Annotated in this window: 16 protein-coding genes and 3 pseudogenes; 9 read left to right on the plus strand and 10 right to left on the minus strand. The window is 57.5% G+C overall.

What is annotated here, in order from left to right:
- Window positions 1-312: 312 nt before the first annotated feature.
- Window positions 313-498: a general stress protein gene (locus JS46_RS23265; protein ID WP_072010400.1), complete on the plus strand. Its 186-nt coding sequence runs from the start codon at window positions 313-315 to the stop codon at window positions 496-498.
- Window positions 499-725: 227 nt separating this feature from the next.
- Here JS46_RS23265 and JS46_RS06190 read toward each other — a convergent pair whose 3' ends face one another.
- Window positions 726-1283, minus strand: a complete 558-nt coding sequence (locus JS46_RS06190; protein WP_033749016.1) for a YbhB/YbcL family Raf kinase inhibitor-like protein — start codon at window positions 1281-1283, stop codon at window positions 726-728.
- 175 nt (window positions 1284-1458) lie between these two features.
- Between JS46_RS06190 and JS46_RS06195 the strand changes: the two genes are divergently transcribed.
- From JS46_RS06195 to JS46_RS06205, 3 genes and pseudogenes are all read left to right on the plus strand, one after another.
- Window positions 1459-6048, plus strand: a complete 4590-nt coding sequence (locus JS46_RS06195) for an ATP-dependent helicase (RefSeq protein ID WP_033749019.1) — start codon at window positions 1459-1461, stop codon at window positions 6046-6048.
- Between the two features lie 470 nt (window positions 6049-6518).
- Window positions 6519-7256: pseudogene (locus JS46_RS22855) on the plus strand (autoinducer binding domain-containing protein).
- Between the two features lie 109 nt (window positions 7257-7365).
- The gene (locus JS46_RS06205; protein WP_033749021.1) at window positions 7366-8433 is read left to right on the plus strand and encodes an SDR family oxidoreductase; all 1068 of its coding nucleotides are present in this window, start codon (window positions 7366-7368) and stop codon (window positions 8431-8433) included.
- A gap of 32 nt (window positions 8434-8465) precedes the next feature.
- On the opposite strand, the gene JS46_RS06210 is transcribed toward JS46_RS06205, so the two are convergent.
- Window positions 8466-9500 carry an NADP-dependent oxidoreductase gene (locus JS46_RS06210; RefSeq protein ID WP_304413332.1) on the minus strand — a complete coding sequence of 345 codons (1035 nt, stop codon included), beginning with the start codon at window positions 9498-9500 and terminating at the stop codon, window positions 8466-8468.
- 234 nt (window positions 9501-9734) lie between these two features.
- Between JS46_RS06210 and fucO the strand changes: the two genes are divergently transcribed.
- From fucO to JS46_RS23270, 3 genes are all read left to right on the plus strand, one after another.
- Window positions 9735-10883, plus strand: a complete 1149-nt coding sequence (fucO, locus tag JS46_RS06215; protein ID WP_033749024.1) for a lactaldehyde reductase — start codon at window positions 9735-9737, stop codon at window positions 10881-10883.
- Window positions 10884-11080: 197 nt separating this feature from the next.
- Complete coding sequence (locus JS46_RS06220; RefSeq protein WP_033749025.1) at window positions 11081-11593, plus strand: hypothetical protein; 513 nt, start codon at window positions 11081-11083, stop codon at window positions 11591-11593.
- A 219-nt stretch (window positions 11594-11812) separates the two neighbouring features.
- The gene (locus JS46_RS23270; protein ID WP_065426280.1) at window positions 11813-11986 is read left to right on the plus strand and encodes a GhoT/OrtT family toxin; all 174 of its coding nucleotides are present in this window, start codon (window positions 11813-11815) and stop codon (window positions 11984-11986) included.
- Window positions 11987-12403: 417 nt separating this feature from the next.
- On the opposite strand, the gene JS46_RS06225 is transcribed toward JS46_RS23270, so the two are convergent.
- The 3 genes from JS46_RS06225 to JS46_RS06235 all read right to left on the minus strand — a co-directional run bounded on the left by JS46_RS06225 (window position 12404) and on the right by JS46_RS06235 (window position 14410).
- Window positions 12404-13309, minus strand: a complete 906-nt coding sequence (locus JS46_RS06225; protein ID WP_033749027.1) for a manganese catalase family protein — start codon at window positions 13307-13309, stop codon at window positions 12404-12406.
- 61 nt (window positions 13310-13370) lie between these two features.
- Window positions 13371-13877 carry a ferritin-like domain-containing protein gene (locus JS46_RS06230; RefSeq protein WP_033749028.1) on the minus strand — a complete coding sequence of 169 codons (507 nt, stop codon included), beginning with the start codon at window positions 13875-13877 and terminating at the stop codon, window positions 13371-13373.
- A 56-nt stretch (window positions 13878-13933) separates the two neighbouring features.
- On the minus strand, window positions 13934-14410 hold the full coding sequence (locus JS46_RS06235) for a ferritin-like domain-containing protein (protein ID WP_033749031.1): 477 nt from the start codon (window positions 14408-14410) through the stop codon (window positions 13934-13936).
- Window positions 14411-14870: 460 nt separating this feature from the next.
- Between JS46_RS06235 and JS46_RS06240 the strand changes: the two genes are divergently transcribed.
- Window positions 14871-16076, plus strand: a complete 1206-nt coding sequence (locus JS46_RS06240) for an MFS transporter (protein ID WP_033749033.1) — start codon at window positions 14871-14873, stop codon at window positions 16074-16076.
- 4 nt (window positions 16077-16080) lie between these two features.
- Here the strand turns inward: JS46_RS06240 and JS46_RS06245 are convergent, their stop codons facing one another.
- Window positions 16081-16431, minus strand: a complete 351-nt coding sequence (locus JS46_RS06245) for a cupin domain-containing protein (protein ID WP_033749034.1) — start codon at window positions 16429-16431, stop codon at window positions 16081-16083.
- Window positions 16432-16545: 114 nt separating this feature from the next.
- Between JS46_RS06245 and glsA the strand changes: the two are divergent.
- Window positions 16546-17142, plus strand: a pseudogene (gene glsA, locus JS46_RS06250) (glutaminase A); the annotation flags it as partial.
- 148 nt (window positions 17143-17290) lie between these two features.
- On the opposite strand, the gene JS46_RS06255 reads toward glsA, so the two are convergent.
- The 4 genes and pseudogenes from JS46_RS06255 to JS46_RS23275 all read right to left on the minus strand — a co-directional run.
- Window positions 17291-17560, minus strand: coding sequence for a hypothetical protein (locus JS46_RS06255; RefSeq protein WP_051905583.1), 270 nt, complete (start codon window positions 17558-17560; stop codon window positions 17291-17293).
- A 175-nt stretch (window positions 17561-17735) separates the two neighbouring features.
- Window positions 17736-18188: a tail fiber assembly protein gene (locus JS46_RS06260; RefSeq protein WP_033749035.1), complete on the minus strand. Its 453-nt coding sequence runs from the start codon at window positions 18186-18188 to the stop codon at window positions 17736-17738.
- Between the two features lies 1 nt (window position 18189).
- On the minus strand, window positions 18190-18816 hold the full coding sequence (locus JS46_RS23060; protein WP_051905584.1) for a hypothetical protein: 627 nt from the start codon (window positions 18814-18816) through the stop codon (window positions 18190-18192).
- Between the two features lie 2 nt (window positions 18817-18818).
- A pseudogene (locus JS46_RS23275) lies at window positions 18819-18994 on the minus strand (putative phage tail protein); the annotation flags it as partial.

Raw genomic sequence — 18994 nt, forward strand, 5'->3', positions numbered from 1 at the left:
CTGCTGCCTGCCTGGCAGCCGCATCAGAGCTTAATGCTGACTTAAGCGAAACCTGCCGGGAATAACAGTGATTACTCTGTGATTCCCTTCACGAATTAGCATTTTTGGAAAATCTGTACAGCTGAAAAATAATTGTACAAAAGTGCCATTTAATTTATTTAATATGAACAGATTAGATGCGCCAGATTTTGCCTGACTATTAATCCTTTTCAGGAATTAAATATTATCTCTGCAGTGCATTATTGAAATATCAGGTTTCTGATTTCATAGTTCATTCGTCTCTGGATATTTTCCCCTGAGCGAGGTGACGATATGTTTCAACGACGCGGTGGTCCGGGTAACTTTGCGGAAAACCCGGAAAGAGCGCGCGGCGCGGGGCGCAAAGGCGGTCAGCTAAACGGCGGGAATGTTACGAACAGTCGTGAACGTGCGCTTGAAGCGGGGCGAACGGGCGGCAAAATTAGTCGTCGGCCGTCATCAGAAAAAACCGCGCAATAATCAGTCGAGTTTTGCTTAATATAATAGATAATACTTTTTGTTCTTCTTCTGACTTTAATTGAACGCTTTCATTAATAGCTGAATCTGATGCCATACCAGGGAATTTTATTGTCATCACTAAAATCGGGCGTGGTTTACCGCCAGGCGAACGCGTTGGCGGCAAACCACATCTCCGGCAGCTACGCCGCCTACGCCGCGCAGGCCGTTTCGGCCTGCGCCCTGCTCTTTTACTCCTGCGGATCGTTGCTGAACCGCCCCACCAGCGAGGCTGCGCCGAGCGCGTGGCCTTTTAGCTGCTTCACTAGCTCTTCATGCGTCAGACCAGGCTTAAGCTGTTCAGGCGGCAAATCAGTAGCGATGACGACAAAGTTATAGTGATGCATGCCGCTGCCGACTGGCGGGCATGGCCCATACCAGGCGTTGGTGCCAGGAGAATTTTTGCCGCCGGTATAGCCTTTGCCTTTGGTGAGATCGCCCTGGGCGAAGGCGGTAGTGGCGGCGGGAATGTTATAAGCCACCATATGGGTGACGCCGAGGCCTTTGGCGCCGACAGGATCGGTTACCAGCAGCGCAAAGCTTTTTGTGTCCTGCGGCGCGTTCGACCAGCGCAGCGCAGGCGAGACGTTGTCGCCGGTACAGGCGGGACTGCTTTTATTATTTCCGGCAAAAGATTTTGGTAAAAAGGCGTTGTCCGTAAAATCCTGCGATTGCAGCGTAAAAAGCGGCGCGGCGGCGAAACTCGCCGCCGGCAGTGCCGCCAGCAGAAAGGCGCTTGCTAATCTCATGAATTCTGTCTCCGTTTGGATGGCTGAAGCCTAAGTATGGAAGGCGCAGCGGGAACAGGCATAAAAATGAGAACACAACATTAAGCAAAACCTGAGGCATTTTTTCACCGCGCAGCGCTTAGCGCCAGGGTCTACGCTTAGGCATTCCCTGTTAACACGGTGATTTCAATCTTATATGTCCGCTAAGGCTGCTGCGCTTTCACGCTTTTCTCCCGCGACTCAAGGCTGGTTCCAGCTCTCCTTCGCCGCGCCCACGCCGGTGCAGTCGGCGGCCTGGGATGCCATCGCCAGCGGCAAACATGCGCTGGTGATCGCCCCGACCGGATCGGGTAAAACCCTCGCGGCGTTTTTGCATGCTATTGACGCGCTGTTTCGCGAGCGCGAAGCGCAGGAGACGCCGGAGAAAGGCACGCGCACGCGCATTCTCTATATCTCGCCGGTTAAGGCGCTGGCGGCGGACGTGCAGCGCAATCTGCAGCTGCCGCTGGAGGGCGTTTACCAGCAGCGTCACGCGCGCGGCGAAAAGGCGATTACGCTGACGGTGGGCATGCGTTCAGGCGATACCCCAGCTAATGAACGGGCTAAGCTTCAGCGCACGCCGCCCGATATCCTGATCACCACGCCGGAATCGCTGTTTTTGATGCTGACGTCGCGCGCCCGCGAAGCGCTGCGTGGCGTTATAACGCTGATTCTGGATGAGGTACACGCGGTGGCAGGCGGAAAACGCGGCGCGCAGCTGGCGCTGAGCCTGGAGAGGCTGGATGCGCTGCTGCCCCAGCCGGCCCAGCGCATTGGTCTCTCGGCCACGGTGCGGCCGGTGGAGCGCATCGCGCAGTTTCTCGGCGGCGCGCAGGAAACCCTCATCGTTAACCCGCCCGCTTCGCGCGCGCTGGAGATGCGCATCGCCGTACCGGTCGAAGATATGACCGATATACCAGCACGCCCCGATAGCAGCGGCGCGCCCGACGGCAGCAGCGCATCTGGCTCAATCTGGCCCCATATCGAACAGCGCATTCTTGAGCTGGTGCTGGCGCGCCGCGCCACCATCGTGTTCGCCAACTCTCGCGGGCTGGCGGAGAAGCTGACGGCGCGGCTTAACGAACGCTACGCCGCCAGCCTCGGCGATGCAGAGGCGCGGGTGAAGCCTGCTCACGCGTGGGACTCTTTTAACGGTGGCACGGAGAAACGCAGCGAGGGCGCGTCAGCCACCATCGCCCGCTCGCATCACGGCTCGGTTTCGAAAGAGCAGCGACGTGAAATCGAAGACGCCCTCAAAGCGGGTGAGCTGCGCTGCGTCGTCGCCACCTCAAGTCTGGAACTGGGTATCGATATGGGAACGGTCGATCTGGTAGTCCAGGTCGGCGCGCCGCCGTCGGTCGCCAGCGCGCTACAGCGCGTCGGCCGTGCCAGCCATCAGGTCGGCGGCATCTCCAGCGGCATCGTTTTTCCGCGCACGCGGCGCGATCTGCTCGACGCCGCCGTGATTGTGCAGTGTATGCTGAGCGGCGAACTGGAGCCGGTTGCGCCGCCGCAAAATCCGCTCGACGTGCTGGCGCAGCAGACGGTCGCCGCCGTGGCGATGGATACCCTCTCGGTGGATGCGTGGTTCACCGTCGTGCGTCGCGCCGATCCTTTTCGCAATCTGCCGCGCAGCCTGTTTGACGCCACGCTGGATATGCTGGCGGGCAAATATCCCTCCGACGAGTTCGCCCAGTTTCGTCCGCGCCTGATATGGGATCGCGAGGCGAATCTGCTGACGCCTCGTCCCGGCGCGCAACACCTCGCCGTCACCAGCGGCGGCACTATTCCCGATCGCGGCGCCTTCAGCGTGATGCTGCCCGAAGGCGAAGAGCAGGCGGGATCGCGCCGGGTCGGCGAGCTGGATGAAGAGATGGTGTATGAATCCCGGGTAAACGACATTATCACGCTCGGCGCCACCTCCTGGCGCATTCAGCAGATCACTCACGATCAGGTGGTGGTGGTGCCCGCGCCCGGCCGCTCGGCGCGTCTTCCCTTCTGGCGTGGCGACGGGCTGGGAAGATCGGCGCTGCTGGGCGAAAGCATTGGCCGCTTTTTACGCCAGCTGGACTGGGCGCAGCAGTCCGGCGAGGTCAGCCAAATACCGGGACTCGACACCAGCGCGCAGCATAACCTTCAGGCGCTGATAGCGGAGCAGCGCGAGGCGACAGGTCTGCTGCCGACCGACGCCACGCTGCTGATCGAGCGCTGCCGCGATGAGACCGGTGACTGGCGCGTTATTCTCCATTCGCCGTGGGGCCAGCGCGTACACGCGCCCTGGGCGCTGGCGGTCGCAGCGCGTATACGCCGCAGGATGGGTCTGGATCCCTCTGTCGTGGCGAGCGATGACGGCATTGTCGCGCGCTTTCTCGATATGGAAGGACGCGTGCCGGGCGCCGAGCTGTTTCAGTTCGACGCCGATGCCCTGCCGCGCGAGGTCGCCGAAGCCATTGGTCATTCGGCGCTGTTTGCCGCACGTTTCCGCGAGTGCGCGGCGCGCGCTCTCCTGCTGCCGCGCCGCAATCCAGGCAAGCGCTCGCCGCTCTGGCAGCAGCGTCTGCGCGCCGGAGAGCTGCTGGCGATAGCGCGCGACTATCCCGATTTCCCCGTTCTGATCGAGACGGCGCGCGAGTGTCTGCAGGATGTGTACGATCTGCCTGCGCTGCATGAGCTGATGGCGCGCATTCAAAACGGCAGCGTGCAGTTTGCCGAGGTGACGACCGAAGCGCCGTCGCCTTTCGCCGCGCCCTTGCTGTTCGGTTACGTGGCAGAGTTTATCTACGCCACCGATGCGCCGCTGGCGGAACGGCGCGCCTCGCTGCTGGCGCTCGACAGCGGCCTGCTGAGCGAGCTGCTTGGCCAGGCCGATATGCGCGAACTGCTGGATGCCGGGGTGACGGCCCAGGTCGCGAAAGAGTTGCAGCGCCTCACCGCGCGCTACAGGGTGAGCGAAAAAGAGGGCGTTGCCGATCTGCTGCGCGAGCTGGGCCCGCTGAGCGCAGCGGCGCTGGCCGCCCGCTTCGATGGCGACGCACCCGAGCGCGCCATCGCTGAGCTGGTGGAGGCGCATCGCGCCATCGACGTCACCATTGCTGGCGAACGGCGCTGGGCGGCGATTGAAGACGCCGCGCGCCTGCGCGATGCGCTGGGGGTAACGCTGCCGCCAGATATTCCCGTTGCCTTTTTACAGCCGGCCGCCGATCCGCTGCGCGATCTGTTTAGCCGCTACGCGCGCACCCATACGCCCTTTACCACTGGCGAGCTGGCGCGTCATTTCGGGCTGGGCCCGGCGGTGGTTAGCGAAACGCTGGAACGCATGCGCGGCCAGGGCAAACTGCTCAAGGGCGATTTTGGCCTGCCCGAAGAAGAGCCGGCGGGGTGGCGCGAACAGTGGGTGGCCGAAGAGGTTTTCAGGCGCCTGCGCATTCGCTCTTTGCAGGCCGCGCGCGAGGCGACGCGTCCGGTGCCGTCGGAAGCCTGGGTATCGCTACTGCTGGAGCGGCAGGGATTAACCGGCGAGGCGCCGCATTCGTCTGTCGCGCAGGGAAGTTACGAAGGGGTGAACGGCGTGGCGCGCGTGGTTGAACAGCTTGCCGGGCTGGCGCTGCCTGCGTCGATCTGGCAGTCGCAAATCCTGCCGTCGCGCGTGCATGACTATCAGCCCGCGATGCTGGACGAGCTGCTGTCGGCGGGCGACGTTATCTGGGCAGGCGAGCGTTCGCTGGGTCATAACGACGGTCTGGTTTCGCTGCACCTGCGCGAGTTCGCGGCAGAAACGCTGCTGCCGCTGCCACAGGGCAATGACGCGCTGCGTCTGACGCCGCTGCACGACGCTATTCTGGCGCGGCTGGATGACGGCGGCGCATGGTTCGCCCACCAGATCGCCGCCGCGGTCGCCGCCGAGCAGCCCGTCGATGAGGCGCAGATCCAGAGCGCGCTGTGGGAGCTGGCGTGGGCAGGCTATGTCACCTCCGATACCTGGGCGGCGCTGCGCCAGCTGACCGGCATGGCGAACAGCGCGCGGGCGAAACCGACACGTTCGCTGCGCACGCGACGCGGCCGCATTAGCCTGCCGCTGGGACGTCCGGCCACGCCCGCCCTGCCCGGACGCTGGTCGCGCCTTTATCGCTCGGTCGCGCCCCCGGCCCAGCTGGCGCTGGCGATTGCCGAGAATATGCTGGACCGTTGGGGCGTGGTGACGCGCGGTGCGGCGATTGCGGAGCAGGTACCGGGCGGATTCCCGGCGCTGCAGCCGGTGATGCGCGGGCTGGAGGATGCCGGACGCGTGCTGCGCGGTCGCTTCGTCGCCGGGCTGGGCGGCGCGCAGTTTGCGGAGAACGCCACTATCGAGCGCCTGCGCATTATCGCTGAACGCGCCGCGCGCGATCCGCTGGCGGTGGCGCTTTCCGCCGTCGATCCCGCCTCTCCCTTTGGCGTAACGCTGCGCTGGCCCGCGCATAGCGCCGCTTCGCGTCCGGTTCGCCGCAGCGGCGCGCTGGTGGTGATCTGTCACGGTCAGCTGGCGCTCTACCTGGCGCAGGGCGGCAAAGAACTCCTGAGCTATGGCGAAAAGAGCTGGCACGCCGCCGCGATCGCGGCACTGGCCGTCGCGCTGCGTCGAGAGAGAGCGTCTGGCTTTACGCTGGAAACGATCGACGGCAAACCCGCAGGACAGTCGCCGCTGATCGACGCGCTGCGCCGCGCTGGCTTTTCACGCGAGCCGAAAGGGTATGGCTGGTATGGGTGAGGGACCCGCGTCAGGGGTGAGCCAGGCGACTGGCTTACTCTCTTCTTACGCGCTGGGAGCTGGGAATTCATTCAAAATGATGATTAATTCAATTAAACTTTACGTAAGCATCAGGTTTTGACGCTACATTCATTCTTATTTTCAGATGAAGGTTAAATTCAGCAGTTCATATTTATAAATCTGCTCTGCCTGCTGGGTTGGATGTCAATAAGAAGCATTAAATTAAACGTTTTTTTGAGCGCTCGAATATCTGATAGTGACGTCAGCCAGCGAACCAAATTAATTCGACTGGCTGACGCTTTCCCCAGTGCTGCTTTTTTTGCTAACCGATCTCATGGCCAGTTTTTTCGTTGCTACGAAGCGCACTATAAACACTATCTTTTCATTTCAAAACTGTACTACGGTCGCATCCCTGGCTGTACTTTGGTACAGGGCGCTACACAATATGAACATTTCATCAAGGAGGAAATATGTTCTCTTATTTAGCGGATAATCCATCAACTCTGAAAACTCTCCAGGATTATATAGACAGGAGAATGGTTTCGCCCGAAGTGCAGCAATATGCTTATCTGGTAATTAGTAAAAGCAATCCGTTTAAAACGCTACTTATTTCTAACTATGCTGATGAATGGATTAAAATTTATTAGGAGAATCACTTTCAGTTTATCGATCCCGTCGTTTTAAAAGCGTTTAAACAATCCTCGCCTTTTGCCTGGGGCGAGAACATCGCTTTTCTCACCGACAAAATATTCACGCTGTCGCGCCGCTATAATATTCTTAACGGCTTCACTTTTGTGCTGCACGATCATCATAATAATCTTGCGCTGCTTTCGGTTATCACCCAAAGCGACGACTCTTATGCGGCTGAATCGCTTCTCTGGTGCGAAAGACAACTTATGCAGATGCGGCTAATTGAATTCAATGCGCAAATGTACAGGCTGGTTGATATGGCGGCTGTAGGGACGCAAGCTATCCGCCCGGACGCAACCAAAGCAATATTAACGCAGCGCGAACATGAGGTGCTTTACTGGGCCAGCATGGGAAAGACCTATCCGGAGATCGCCGCTATCCTTGTTATTTCCGTTAGTACGGTAAAATTTCATATGGGCAATATCGTCAATAAACTTCAGGTAGCCAACGCGCGCCAGGCCATCAGGCGCTGCGCTGCGATGAACCTTATTAGCTCGCCAGCCAGGACGGAAAGTTAGCCCAGGATGCTGGCGCGGCCTGAGCCAGTTCGCCTGCACGCCAGGCTTAACCGTCGATCTCGGTCTACACTCCCCTATTGTCTTGTTGTAAGAACTAAGGGAGAAAAGCATGTCGAAGAAAGCACTTATCGCCGGGATCAGCGGCGTGATCGGCACCGCGACAGCGGAGCGCCTGCTGGCGGATGGCTGGGAAGTTTACGGGCTGTCGCGCGGACGCACGCCGGTGCCGCAGGGCTGCCATGCCCTTACCGCCGATTTGACCTCGCCGGATTCGGTAAAAGACGCGCTGAAAGATCTCCAGCCCGACGCGCTTTTCTTCAGCGTCTGGGCGCGCCAGGAAACGGAAAAAGAGAACATTCGCGTTAACGGCGCAATGGTGCGCAACGTAATAGAGGCGCTGGGCGACCGTCTTAACGGCAGTCACGTCGCGCTGGTGACCGGCCTTAAGCACTATCTCGGGCCGTTCGACGCTTACGGCAAAGGCGCGGTGCCGATGACGCCGTTTCGTGAAGAGCAGGGACGCCAGCCGGTCGATAACTTCTATTACGCGCAGGAAGATGAACTGTTCGCCGGCGCGGAGAAATATGGCTATCGCTGGAGCGTGCATCGCCCGCACACCGTGATCGGTTTTGCGCTGGGCAACGCGATGAATATGGGACAGACGCTGGCGGTCTACGCTTCGCTGTGCAAATTCCATAACCTGCCGTTTATCTTTCCCGGTTCGGCGGCGCAGTGGCACGGCGTAACCGACATGAGCAGCGCGACGCTGGTGGCGGAGCAGCTGGAATGGGCGACCAGCGCGCCGGGCGCGCAAAACGAAGATTTCAACACCGTAAACGGCGACGTGTTCCGCTGGAAATGGATGTGGGGCGAGATTGCCAGTTACTTTGGCATTGAGGCACAGCCGATGCCGGATGAAACCCAGCCGCTGGAACAGCGTATGACAGACGCCGAGGCGCAGTGGAAAGCAGTGGCGCAGCACTACCAGCTACGCGAGGCGGATATCAACCGTCTGGTTTCCTGGTGGCACACTGATGCCGATCTGGGCCGTCCGATGGAGGTCTTCACCGATATGAGCAAGAGCCGCAAAGCGGGCTTTACCGGCTATCACAGCACGCGCGACGATCTCTTCGCGCTGTTTGACCGCCTGAAGCAGGAAAAGCTGATCCCGGCATAAAAAAAGTCCCGCCTGCGGGCGGGACCTCTGTTTTACTCTTCGTCCTGCGCCACGCGCACCACGGTTTTGCCGAAGTTTTTCCCCTCCAGCATGTCAAAAAACGCCGCCGGCGCATTCTGCAATCCGTCGATCATGTGTTCGCGATAGCGAATCTCACCCTGCTCTACCCAGGGCTCCATCGCCTCAAGGAACTCGCCATAGCGATTGCCGTAGTCGTCGAATATGATAAAGCCCTGCACCCGCAGGCGTTTCTTGAGAATATCGCCCATCAGCAGCGACAGGCGATCCGGGCCGTCCGGCAGCTCGGTTGCGCTGTAGCCAGAGACCAGCCCGCACACCGGAATACGCGCTTTGGTATTCAGCAGTGGCAATACCGCGTCGAATACCTTGCCGCCGACGTTTTCATAATAGATGTCGATGCCCTCCGGGCAGGCTTTTTCCAGCTGCGCCGCCAGGTCATCCTGATGGTGATCCAGACAGAGATCGAACCCCAGCACCTCGACCGCATGGCGACACTTCTCTTCGCCGCCGGCGATGCCGACGACGCGACAGCCTTTCTTCTTGCCGATCTGCCCTACCGTTGCGCCCACCGGCCCGGTCGCCGCAGCCACCACCAGAGTTTCGCCAGGCTGCGGTTCGCCGATATCCAGCAGGCCCATATAGGCGGTAAAGCCCGGCATACCCAGCACGCCCAGCGCCCAGGATGGGTTAGCGAGGTCGTTACCCAGCTTTTTCACCGCAGAGGCGGGCGCGACCGAATAAGCCTGCCAGCCGCCGCTCGACAACACCCAGTCGCCTGGCTGGAAATCGCCATGGCGCGACTCCACGACGCGGCTCACCGTGCCGCCGACCATCACGTCGCCCAGCTTCACCGGTTCGGCATAGGATTTTGCGTCGCTCATCCGGCCGCGCATATAGGGATCGAGCGACAGGTAGATGGTGCGCAGCAGCAGATCGCCCTCTTCCAGCGCGGGCAGCGGAATTTCGCCGAATTCGAAGTTCTCCTGAACCGGTTTACCGTGCGGGCGCGAGGCCAGTCTCCAGCCGTGATTTTGCGGTTTCGCCATCATTTCCTCCATTGGTTAAAACTTTAATGCTCCCATTGAGGCTAACAGAGGATGAGAAACTTGCCTGGCAGGAATGGCTTTACCTGGGTCAGAAAATAATGCTGCTTGAGCAAGCAACCGCTAATTTGTTGATTTTTATCAATTGTATTCCACAAGGAATGTGACGAAGACAGCAGAAACGCAGAGCAGTTAAGCGGGAAGGTAATGGGAATTTTGTTAAGCAAGGATGTGAAAATGACACAGCGTATGATTTTGAATGAGACCGCTTTTTTTGGCGCAGGCGCCATCCGTAACCTGCCTAATGAAGTCAGACGGCGAGGCCTGGCGAAGGCGCTAATCGTTACCGATAAAGCGCTGGTTGCCGCTGGCGCGGTGAAGCGCGTCACCGACCTGATGGATGCGCATCAGCTTCACTGGGCGCTCTACGACGAGGTAGTGCCGAACCCCACCATCGCCGTGGTGCAGCGCGGCGTCGAGATATTTAAGCGCGCTGAGGCGGACTACCTTATCGCCATCGGTGGCGGTTCGCCGCAGGATACCAGCAAAGCGATCGGCATTATTATCAATAACCCTGAGTTTGCGGACGTGCGCAGCCTTGAGGGTTTTGCCCCGACGCGTAATCCCTGCGTCACGCTGATCGCGATCCCCACTACCGCAGGCACCGCAGCGGAAGTCACCATCAACTATGTCATTACCGACGAAGAAAAACGCCGTAAATTCGTCTGCATCGATCCGCACGATATTCCAAAGGTGGCGATCATCGATGCGGAGATGATGGCCAGCATGCCGCCAGCGCTGAAAGCCGCAACCGGCATCGACGCGCTGACGCACGCCATTGAAGGCTATATTACGCGCGGCGCCTGGAAGCTGACCGATATGCTGCATCTCAACGCCATTGAAATCATTAGCCAGTCGCTGCGCGATTCAGTGAAAGGCGATATGCAGGCGGTCGAGCAGATGGCGCTGGGTCAGTATGTCGCCGGCATGGGCTTCTCCAACGTCGGGCTTGGCCTGGTGCACGGTATGGCACACCCGCTGGGCGCGTTTTATAACGTGCCGCACGGCGTCGCCAATGCGATCCTGCTGCCCAGGGTAATGGCGTGGAATGCAGACTACACCGGCGAGAAATATCGCGATATCGCGCGCGCGATGGGGGTAAAAGGCGTGGATACCCTGTCGCTGGCGCAGGCGCGTCAGGCGGCTGTTGAGGCGGTAAAACAGCTCTGCCGCGACGTGGGCATACCGGCTTCGTTGCGCGACGTCGGTTTAAATCCGGATGATGTGCCGGCGCTGGCTCAGGCTGCGCTGGACGATGTCTGCACCGGCGGCAATCCGCGCGAGGCCACACTGGAAGATATCAAAGCGCTCTATCTGCAAAGTTAAGCCTCTGTGCCGCCTTTCGGGGCGGCATTCTCCTCTCTTTTCCCTGCTTCTGGCGCACCTCACAGTAATCCACGACATAACAGGCTTCAATTGCTTATTTAATAACCTGTCTGGAAGGCGTTTATTCAGAGACTACAAGCGGAGCCGTGCGACTGCTATTCTAGCCGCCTTGGCATGATGATTGACGAGGGGAAACCATGAAACGTATCGCCATTGAGATGGATGAAGTCATTATCGACTTGAACCACAAACTTAGCCCTGACGCCGCCTCTCATGAGGCTCAAACAGGTTCACTGGACTCAGCAAAACCACAACAGTCGCGCCCGGCGCTGTTTCAGGAGATTGAAGAACTGATCGGCGAGGAGAGTTTTTACGCCGGACTGCCGGCATTGCCCGATGCGCAGCGCGTTATTGAGCGCCTGGCGCAGGAGTATGAAATTTTTATCACCACTGCGGCGGTGGAATTCCCGCGCTCGCTAACGGCAAAACTTGAATGGCTGAAAGCGAATTTTCCGTTTATCAGCCCGATGAATATCATTTGCTGCAGCAGCAAAGGCATTCTCAATGCAGACTATTTGATTGACGCCAACCCGCAGAACTTCGCACAGTTCACCGGCGAAGGCGTGTTGTTCACCACAGCGCAGAATCAGCAGGAAACGGGCTATGCGCGCGTAGATAGCTGGCGCGATATCGAACAGCGCTTTCTCTAAACCGAGCTGACTTCGCCACGCGCATTCGCGCGTGCAAGCCGCGCGCCTGAAGGACCTGGCGCGTTTTTCTCGGCGAATTTCAGCCTGAAATCGCTCGCATCAGACGCCCTGTCAGTAAGAAATCAAAATCTTTAAAAAACACCGCGGCTTTTTACTTGATCTGGATCACGATTTTCCGCATAGTGCGCAACAAAACCACTATAACGATGCGGAGTATTGATGAGCCTCTATCAACATATGCTGGTGTTCTATGCGGTTATGGCTTCGATCGCCACGCTAATCACCTTTTTCATCGCAAAGGATAAGCTGACGATTCGCGCGCTAAGCGCCTTTCTGGTCGGCGCCACCTGGCCGATGAGCTTTCCCGTCGCCCTGATGTTCGCCCTGTTCTGATCCCGAATGCCCTACAAGCCGCCTTGCGGCTTCATCCTGATTTTTCGACCTTTTCCTGCCGCCAGCTACACTTAGCAGTACGCCTCTGGTCACGCTGCTGACCAACGACGTTTGTTTGCTTACTTCATCTCATCACAAGGAGCGGATATGCGTTTTGTTGCCTTTGCCCTGTTTATTACTCTGCTTAGCGCCTGTCGGTCAGGCCCCATGGCGCCAGAAAAACCCGTGCCTTCCGCTGAAACGCGACAGCAAACCTGCCAGCCAGGCACAACCGCCAGTCAGAATGACTGCGGCCATTTTCCTGAACCGGAATTTCATTAAGCAGGGAAAGCGGACGCGGCGTTGAGCCTGTGCTGAAGCATCGTTCAAGAAGGGGAATATCGCGTCAGTCAGCATTGTGACTGACGCGAGAAGTGCTTACGAGCGAGGTTTATCAGATTTGAGCTGATTCGCTTCGCCCAGCGTTGAGCCAAGCTCTGCGCCCGTGGTTGGGTTCAGGCTGGGATCGGAGGCGGTGCGGCTGGCCATATTAGCGAGATCGGTCGCCTGATCGGACGGCAGGGTTATGGACGCGCTGCCGTCGCCGCCGTCAACTGCCGGCGCCGGATCGGCCACGAACTCAAAGTTCTCGTCAGAGTTCCAGCTACCGCGCATATCGCCTTCGCCGGCAGACATGTTGTAGTAGACGTTGGCGTACTGTTCAATCGGCGGCAATTTACCCGGCGGGAAATTGTTGCGAATTGAGTAGAGCGCTTTTTCAAACGAGATCTGGTGCGCGACTTCACGCGTCATTAAAAAGCCCAGCGCATCTTTTACGCCGACATCATCGGTCATGTTGATCAGACGCTCATACAGGATTTTTGCGCGCGCTTCGGCGGCGATGTTTGAACGCAGGTCGGCGGTCACTTCGCCGATGGTATCGACATAGGCCGCAGTCCATGGCACACCGGCAGAGTTAGTCAGCGGCGGCCCGCCGCCGTAAAGCAGCGAGGTCAAATGGCTGTCGTTACCGGCACCAGTAATGTTGCGATAAATCTCGCCCTCTTCCTCTGTGCCTTCAGCCAGCTGACCTTTCGCGCCTTTGTTCAGCATCCCCACCAGCGAGCCAATGATTTCCAGGTGGCTCAACTCTTCCGTCGCGATATCCATCAACATATCTTTACGGCCTGGATCGTCATCGCCCAAACCCTGGGTGAAGTAGCGACATGCCGCAGCGAGTTCGCCCTGCGGGCCACCAAACTGCTCAAGCAGCAAGTTAGCCAGTCCTGGATTGGGCTTTTCAACACGGACTGTATATTGCAGTTTCTTAACGTGTCTGAACATTGCTCATTCCTTTCAAGTTGGATTGTCGGCCCTCTGAGAAGAGGGCCTGGCTGCGGCGTTATTATTTTTTCGCTTCAACGCCTTCAGCTGCATCACGCGTCATGAACTGTTGAGTTACGTCCGGCAGATGCGTCAGACACCATTCCGCCATCGCGATCTCTTGCTCACGAATTTGTTCGAAAATACGCACGCCTTCGTGGTCGCCCACTAGCTCCGCCGCAGCGATTAGCGAGGTGTAGTTAGCGATTTCGAACTGCTCGAAGACGTAACCGCTGATCGCACCTTTCACCACTTCGTCGTCAGCCAGCATGCCGCCCATCGCCTGCCCCATCGCGGAGAGTTTGCCCAGCGCGTCTTTAAAGGCGGAATGCGAAGTGTCGTTACGGTCGATAACGGACTGTAATAAAGTCTGCTGCTGGCGCGTTTCTTCAATATGCTGCTGAATACGCGCTTTTAAATCGGGATAGTGTTCGAGACGAGACGCCATTTTTTCCAGCATGCTTTCCGCCTGCTTTTCCATAGCGTGCGCGTCTTTCAACCAGGCCAAATAATTCTCTTCATGAGACATGATTCACCTCTTTAAAATGTGAGTGCTGCAAATACAGATTTCATCACGTCGGATAGTTAGCTGGTTTTCTCAGCTATCACATTCAGCTTTTCATCCGTGGCTTTTTCTTCCTGCAACGTTTCGGCCAGTAATTTTGCCGCCTCGTCAAAGCCCAGGCGTTTCGCCATTGCAGTCAGCGTGCCGTAGGTAGCAATTTCATAGTGTTCGACTTTCTGGGCGGCGCCAATTAAGCCCGCGTCGCGCACCGGACCCGCTTCCACGGAGTCGATAATCTCCTGGGCCTCTTCCACTAAGCCTTCCAGCGCATGGCATTTCATACGGCGGATGCGCAGTTCTTCAGTCTTTTCAACAATTTGGTCCAGACGTTCAATTTGTCCGCGCGTCTCTTCAAGGTGCGCTTCAAACGCCGCTTTCAGCGATGCGTCTGTTGCGGCGCGTGCCATTTTCGGCAGTGCGCGAGTGATCTGCTTTTCTGCGCTGTAGACATCAGAAAGGTCATGAATAAAGAGATCCACCAGTGTTTTAATCGCCATTAAAGGTTCCTCTTATCAAATCAGGTGATTGCTTTCCTGGCCAGGACGCTACAGAAATTAATAATAGTTGCTAAGTACAATTGCGCAAATTTAATAAAAGCGAAGCGCGGAAGAAAAATGGGTTGATTATTAAAGAATAATCTTAATTTTGCTGATACTGCCGCTTCAGTTAAATAGTGTGAGACAGGATTATGCTATTTAAAAAAACACGTTTTGATTATCGCCTCGCTTATTTAGCGTACGCTCTATCTGCCTGGCTAAAATAAACCCGCGCTTTTATTGTCTTCAGTATGTTATCGCGCGACGTTATAAAACGCGCCCGCTGCGGGTCGGCTTTACAGCAGCGGCGTCACCCTTTAAAGTAGCGCGCAGACACCGGGCTCTCTTCTTCCTGGTGCGTAAGCGTTAACGTCAACCAACGCACCACAGCGGCTTTGCCGCACTTTGTGATGCGGATCTTATGACCCTTCGACAGACCTCTGCCCTACGCGCTTCTCGCTTTACCCACTCTGGATTTTTCCTGCTGGTATTGCTGCTGACCGCCGCGAATCTACGCGCGCCCATTACCGCCGTTGGTCCGGTGCTGGAAAACGTGCGCCATGCTTTCGGCCTGAGCGCCGCCGCCGCAGGCTTCTTTAATTTCATTCCGCTAATGCTGTTCGCCGCGCTGGCGCCGGTCGCCGCCATGCTGGGCAATCGTTTTGGGCTGGAACGCAGCCTCTGGGCGGCGCTGCTGCTGATAACGCTGGGTTCGATGGTTCGCTGGCTGCCGCTCGAGGCGGCGCTCTGGAGCGGTACGGTGCTGCTTAGCGCCGGCATCGCCGCCGCCAACGTGCTGCTGCCGCCGCTTATCAAACGCGACTTTACGCAACACACCGCGAAATATATCGGGCTTTATGCCGCCACCATGTCGCTGACCGCCAGCTTGGCGTCAGGGATCGCCGTGCCGCTCGCCGCGCTCTCCGACGCGGACTGGCGCCTGTCGCTCGGCGTCTGGGCAGTGCCGGGCCTTGTGGCGCTGCTCGCCTGGCTGCCGTTGCTGACACCGCGCGCTGTTGGCTCGTCAGGCGTCACGCCCTCTCTCGCCGCAGATGGTGCGACGCCCTGGCGGTCGGCGATCGGCTGGCAGGTTTCACTGTTTATGGCGCTACAGTCGCTGGCGTTTTACACCCTGATCGACTGGTTTACGCCTTACGCGCAGAGTAAAGGCTACAGCCAGGCGGAAGCGGGCTGGCTGCTGTTTCTCTACCAGGCTATCGCGATTGTCGCCAACCTCGGCTGTATGGTGGCGCTAAAGCGGCTGCGCGACGCGCGTCTGACGGCTTTTGTCGCCTCTGCCGCCATTTTCTGCGGCGTGCTGGGTCTGCTGCTGCTGCCGCGTCTGGCGGCGTTATGGTTGATTATCGCTGGCTTAGGTGCGGGCGCCTCGCTGGTGCTCTGCCTGTCGCTATTTAACCTGCGCGCTCGCGATCATCGTCAGGCGTCGCAGCTTTCCGGCATGGCGCAGTGCGTAGGCTATGCGCTGGCGGCGCTCGGCCCGCTGTTTTTCGGCATTTTGCACCAGCGGAGCGGCGACTGGACGCTGCCGTTGACCCTGCTGGCGCTGCTGAGCTTTGCGCAAATGCTGCTCGCGCCGCTGGCCGGCAGCGCGAGGCAGATGGATTGAGCCTTTAACTTTCTTCATCTGGCGGCAGCTCATAATGAACCGCCAGCCAGAGAGTCGGTTCGTCGCTGCTGGTCCAGTTCACGCGGTGGCGCGTCCGCGCGGGCAGATTGATGAAATCGCCCGCGCGCAGTACCCGCTCCTGCGCTTCATCCTCCAGCTGCAACCCCGCCGCGCCCTGCACCACCAGCACCCACTCTCCCTGCGGCTGGCTGTACCAAAAGCCCGGCGGGCTCGCCTGGCCGGTAGAGACAATGCGCTCGATGCGCAGTTCGGGTCGCCGCAGCAACTCTTCAAATGTCTCTTGCTCGCCACGCACGGCGGCTTGCGGTAAAGCGTCAAACAGGCTGGTTATCATAGCGGCCTCGAGGTTGCGGTGAAGAGTTCACAGATTTTGCACGCGCTGCATTGATTCAGCGGCGACTCACGTTCATTATCCGGCGCCAGACGCCTCAGAAAAGGAGATTCACTCGTGACCGAACTCAGCAATGCGCTACTGGAAGAGATTCTGGAGCAGGTACGCCCGCTTACCTCGCGCGGCAGCGTCGCCAGCTATATTCCCGCACTGGCCGAAGCGCCTGCGCACGCGCTCGGCATCGCCGTGGCTACGCCTGACGGTCAGAGCTGGCAGGCGGGCGACGCGCAGGAGCGTTTCTCAATCCAGTCCATCTCTAAAGTATTGTCCCTAAGCGTCGCGCTCACCCGCTATTCCGACGATGAAATCTGGCAGCGCGTCGGCAAAGAGCCCTCCGGCCAGCCGTTTAACTCGCTGGTGCAGCTGGAGCTGGAGCACGGCAAGCCGCGCAACCCTTTTATCAACGCCGGGGCGCTGGTGATTTGCGATATGCTGGAAACGCGCCTGACCGCGCCGCGTCAGCGCATGCTGGAGATTGTGCGCCAGCTAAGCGGCCAGCCCGATATTAACTACGATCGTCACGTCGCCCGCTCGGAGTATGAGCACTCGGCGCGTAACGCCGCCATTGCCTGGCTCATGAAGTCGTTCGGCAATTTTGATAACGACGTCAGCAAGGTTATGCAGACCTATTTCCACTACTGCTCGCTGTCGATGAGGCTTAGCAGAAAAAGGAAGTTGCAGGAAGTTGGATCTAAGTACGGTTAAAGCAGATGCTTACCGCAAAGCGACTAACTACGAAGCAGGTAGTAACATCGTTTTGCGGTAATTTTTTGCCCCATGTATGCCCCACAGATTATTGTGGTCAGATCGTCGGCCGGCACTCGTCGTCATCGTCCAGAATTGTCGCGGTCACTTTCCCCAGCACGATGATGCCCTCCAGCCCTTCCCCGTCTATCGTTTCCCCGTCCTGCGTTATCAGCCCAGAAGCAAACAACTTACCCACCATCGGATAGCCATCGTACTGAAACGCCACCTCATCGCCTGTCTTCATCTTTACGCCGCTGTCGACGATGACAAAGCCATCTGGAGTATCCACACGGAACGCGCTGCCAATTTCGTATTCGCTGAGCATAAAACTAACCCATGAAATTACTGTATATAAAAACAGTAATATTTAGTGCAATTTTCTGCAAGCGGGAAGGGTTTGTTTTGTCATGCGATGCCTGACGAGCTAGGCTTTGGGTAACCACCCCGTAGCCTGCTCAGATCGGCGCGGTATACCTCTGCCCCGTCGCCGGGGCTTTTTTTTAAGCTGTGGGACTGTCTGGCCAGCTGATATTTGGTGCGGTTGATGTGTCCACCCTGTTCAGTAGCACCCGGTATTTCTTCCATTGAGCTAACTGAGTTTTCTCATCATCGGTGGCAATTTCGAGATCAACAGCGTCCTGCAGAGGGGCTATCTTGTTCCCTGCTACGTTCATCTCGAAGTCCTTTTTCGCCTGAGCATTGCTCACCAGCTGCTCCTGGCTAAGCGGAGGCGTATCAACCCAGGCTGGATATCCTTTTTTATCCGATCCAACCATTTTCCCTTCTGGAGGTTGTTCGTTGAACTCAGCATAAACTTCATCGCTGACTTCTACGTAATCATCAGGCCATGTTCCGGCATTAACGAAATCTTGCTTGGTGGATACGATATAAAAAGAATTTGCGACCGGCGGATCATAGTTCTTATTTAATGCTGAAAAAATGTAATTGCTCATTTTAATAACCTATAGCAAAGAAAGAGACTGCCCCAGCCAGCGCTGCGATATTACCGCCGCTGGTTAGGGAGCGCATTTGCGCAGAACCGTAAGACAGGCTGGAATACTCCATCGAGGCGTTAACAGTGGAAGTTTGAGTCAGGTTTCCGTTTGGTGCGCGCTCTGTTGCCCATGCAAAAAGGAGCGCATTAGGGAATGGCTGATCAAATGCCTGGTAAAAATATCCGTTAGCGTCGGCTGCACCATTAACGACTTTCAGGATGAATCCATTCGGCATCTGGAGTGTCATTTTCCGGTTGCCGATACCAGTACCAGAGCGGTTGAATACAAAGGTGCTCATATCCGGTATTTGGTTAGCACCTGTACCTACATTTCTTTTTGATGCGGTCCCAAGAGACAGGCCAGTTATCATTGCCTGAATTGCTTTCAACAACTGAGCATTGTCTTCTTTTTTCAAAGCAATGCCTGATGATTCAATTACAGCACTGAGCTCTTCCTGTAAGGAATCAAAAAAAGAAGCATCGAGAGCAGTAGGAAGCTCACCCGTTTGTGGGTTACCGCCGGTAAAGCCATTTTTCCCTGCTCCAAATTTATCTTTCTGCGCAGTGGGCGTATCAATACGATGCATGTTTACTCCGGGTATCTGAAAATAACGTAAGTGTGCGATGGGGCCAGCTTTTCAAGAACGCACTCAGCGATGGTGTCACCCCATGCACGCAGACTGTCTGTGCAGTCACTGATGGCAGTCATCGGGGTTATCTGGGTTGAGGCGGGCATGTTTACCTGCCAGTAATAGCGCCAGTCAT

This window comes from Pantoea sp. NGS-ED-1003, assembly GCF_000738765.1.
Taxonomy (GTDB): Bacteria; Pseudomonadota; Gammaproteobacteria; order Enterobacterales; family Enterobacteriaceae; genus Pantoea; species Pantoea septica.